Raw genomic sequence first — 3366 nt, 5'->3', positions numbered from 1 at the left:
GGTATCAGCAACGAGGGCAGGGTTATTTAGTAGTACTGTGGCATCTCCGTCATACATGACTTCAGAGAAAGGCCCATAGTTGAAGTGGTAGGATAGCTGCTTGGCACCGCGACCAAAATATCCCTGTCCGGGTGAGCAAGGCCAGCGCTTATTTTGCCAGTCATTCTGGCCGCAACCTGTGGTATAGCCCGGTTGACCTTCTTGCCAGCCCATTTCACGAACGTGAACGAGTGCTTGTTGCCATTCCTCAAGTCCAAGTGGGTTGTCCCAATAGTTGTCCTTAGCGATATGGCCACCAGTTTCTTGTGCGAAGTGGGCGAATGCAGTGATAATCGACTTCTTACAGATCGCATCAGAATCACGGCCATCGGTATACTCACCACAGAATGCCGGGAACTTACCGATAGCGCGCAGGAAGCGGGTATAAGTGTATTCGGGCGCGGCCATATGAGTCAGGAAGTCCCAATCAGATTGGGGGAAAACACGTTCAACGCGTTTGACGTTTTCAGGGTTACTGGCAAGGCCTGGTTCAATGGCTTCTACTATTGTGTTCGAACGAGTCGCAAGTGCCTTAGCCCAGACTTTATACATAGGATCTGCCGTTTTGGCTTGCTCTGCGGCTACGACGTCAGCTTTCGATACAATATAGCCCGTTGGGTTTTGTGGATCGGGTTGGGGGCTCATGGCATAACTGCTTGCCGCTATACTGCAGCCGATTAAGGTAGACAGAAGCTTTAGCTTTAACATGTGAAACTCCTTGTAAGGGACAGATATTGGATTTGTTATTACTTGCTGTTTGGTTACAGCAGTACCTATACCTGAGGAGAGGATGAGTTTGTGACACACAGTAAACTAAGGATTAAAAGCGCTTCCTTTTATTCATCATATCCGCCTTTGGTAAAGAGACTGAATATCACACACAGATTTCAGCCTTAATTACTGTCAAACCACGCAGCGACTTCACTATAGAACTTGAAATTGATTATTCTCAATATTTTGTTTTCGTTTTAATCATCTTGAAAACGATATGTTTAAGGTCAATTAATCTGATTGCCTAAAGCTTTAAACGTTAGTGTGGTGTGAAATTTCATCATAATGAAAAAAAGCAGATTTTAACTCTGACGGGGTGATGATGTGCTTGTTTTTATATCTGCGAGTGAATTCAAATGAACAATTCATTTGTTGTAGTGTTTCTATCGATGAATGTTATTTGTGTTCGTTTTTTACTCAAATGGAAAGGTTTGAAATTATCAATGTTTAACTGTAGGTGATAAGGCTATTTTAACAATGAGAGATTATTGCCATAACTAGAGTAAGGTTAAAATATTTAATGATATGCCGGAATTTTATATTCGAATAAGACATTATTAGATTGTTCTAACAACGCCTTTTTAAAATCAGATTTATTGCGTTATTTGCTGCTTAAGCTGCATGAATTTCTTATTTAGCTTGTCTTCTTCGGCGCACACATTTAATAGGTCGTCGATAAAGTGATTAAGCGCTCTTTGTTCAATCTGTCTGATCTTCTGTTGTTGTGTCTCAGTAAGCATGTGATACATAGTTGCGGCACCGAAGTCACCAAAGATGATGTTGGCTTCTTCGTTAAAAAGCGTGTTGTGTGCGTACAAGTCGCCATGACTGACCTTATTGGTGTGTAAGTGGTCAAAGATATCGCGCATTTGAGTCACGATCTTGTCTATTTCGTCAATAGATAGCGTAAAGCCGGGAGGGAAAGTATCACGGGTGCAGCTGTCCAGGCACGGCGGGAAACCCAAATTGCTGTAATGTGACGGGATCAGCCCCATAATCAGTGCTGAGTAGTCTTCTTCGTTGACCTGTGCCAAAGACTGGACCAGATTAGGGTGTCTGCCTACTTTCAGGCAAGCTTTCAGCTCATCCTCAGGATAACCGTCACTTGTAACCTCACCCTTGAAGACTTTTACGGCTATCTCGCTTGGGAATTCTGTTTGATGCTGGTTCCATGCAGCCTTGGAAATAACACCGGATGCACCTTGTCCTACCACTTCTTGTAGGGTATAGCTGGATGAAGCCACTTCAGGCACAGAGTGTATCTCGAGATCTGATTGGCTGAACGGGTTCCCCGAAAAAGCAAGCCAGGCAAGCTTCGGCAGGTTTAGTAGATGCTCAGGGCATTCAGCCAGTTGGTTGGCCGAGATACGAACCAGTTCGAGGTTGTTTAGCTGAGCCATGGTCTGCGGTAATTCTGTTAACCGGTTACCTGCAAGGGCCAGCTTTTGCAGTCGAGGTCGCTCGCCCAGTGAGTCAGGCAGTGTCTCGATACAGTTATCCGTCAGGATCAGCCAGCGCAGTTTTTCAGGCAGGGCGTTTGCCGGAACGTTAGAGATTTTGTTTGCCTTGAAGCCAACCATTTCGAGGTTAGGGCATTTTCCGAGTACTTCGGGCAATGTTTCAAACAGGTTGTTTGAGGCAAAGAGTATTTTAAGCTTATGAAGCTTAACCAAATCACCTGGTAATGACGTTAGTTGGTTACCCGATAAATCAAGAATTTCTAAACTGTCAGCCAAAGAGAATATTTCTTCTGGGAAAGTTGTTAGGTTTTCTGATAGTTTTAAGTGCTGAGTGCCTGATAATTCACCAGATTTTAGCTGAGATAGAGTATGCAAAATGATGGACCATGAATAAGAGGGGATTCAAAAACGGCCCGTAGTCTACAAGAAAGCAAAGCAAATGGTAAGTTGGTGTTGCCCCTTATCATGAATTTAAATCCCGTTAACCTGCCAATAAGAAGGAGTTGTTTATATATGCAGAGTGAGAGAATCAAACTAGTACCGCCTTCAATGGATTTGGCCAAGCCTATGCTGGAGGCCATTAGAGCCAGTCAACACGAGCTCGGTGTATATTTGCCTTGGGTACCTTATGCGCTCACAGAGGCTGAGTCGATTAAAAACATGCAAGAAGCCATCGATAAGTATGAGTGTTTTGAGGGTGAGCTTAGGTTATCCATTCTGCGAAATAGTGATTCGAAGTTTCTTGGTGCGATTGGGTTAATTATTCGCGATAAATCGGTGCCTTTTTTTGAAATTGGCTACTGGCTAAATACTGAAGAAACAGGGAAGGGGTATATTACCGAAGCGGTTTCCTTGATAGAAGACTATGCATTTAATGAGCTAAAAGCGCTGCGTTTGGAAATACGGGCTGCTGAAACCAACAGGAATAGCCGCGCTGTTGCTGAAAGGTGTGGTTATAAGCTCGATGCAATTTTGGTGAATGATCGACGTCTGCCATCCGGAGAGCTTTCCAGTACGGTTATTTACAGTAAATTGGCCCGTTAACAGTTTGATTTAGCAGCCAGATAAAAATTGATTCAACAAAATATCGAAATTA

Annotated in this window: 3 protein-coding genes; 1 reads left to right on the top strand and 2 read right to left on the bottom strand. The window is 43.6% G+C overall.

Translation table 11 applies throughout. The annotated features are described in order from the left end of the window. Nucleotides 1–747, bottom strand: a 747-nt coding sequence (locus MHN01_RS21105; RefSeq protein ID WP_304622883.1) for a chitinase, incomplete at its 3' end; no start/stop codon positions are given. A 656-nt stretch (nucleotides 748–1403) separates the two neighbouring features. Beyond that, nucleotides 1404–2645 (bottom strand): leucine-rich repeat-containing protein kinase family protein, encoded by a 1242-nt coding sequence (locus tag MHN01_RS21100; protein ID WP_239413254.1) that lies wholly within the window; start codon nucleotides 2643–2645, stop codon nucleotides 1404–1406. Nucleotides 2646–2783: 138 nt separating this feature from the next. Here MHN01_RS21100 and MHN01_RS21095 point away from each other — a divergent pair, with 138 nt between their 5' ends. Beyond that, nucleotides 2784–3314, top strand: coding sequence for a GNAT family N-acetyltransferase (locus tag MHN01_RS21095; protein WP_239413252.1), 531 nt, complete (start codon nucleotides 2784–2786; stop codon nucleotides 3312–3314). The last annotated feature ends 52 nt before the right edge of the window (nucleotides 3315–3366 follow it).

The organism is Photobacterium sp. OFAV2-7, from assembly GCF_022347985.1.
GTDB lineage: Bacteria > Pseudomonadota > Gammaproteobacteria > Enterobacterales > Vibrionaceae > Photobacterium.
The sequence above is the reverse complement of the archived record's forward strand: the minus strand, read 5'-3'. Positions and strand labels throughout refer to the sequence as shown.

Coding starts and splice junctions, on each gene's coding strand:
- MHN01_RS21095 (WP_239413252.1), top strand. CDS start 2,784: ATGCAGAGTGAGAGAATCAAACTAGTACCGCCTTCAATGGATTTGGCC.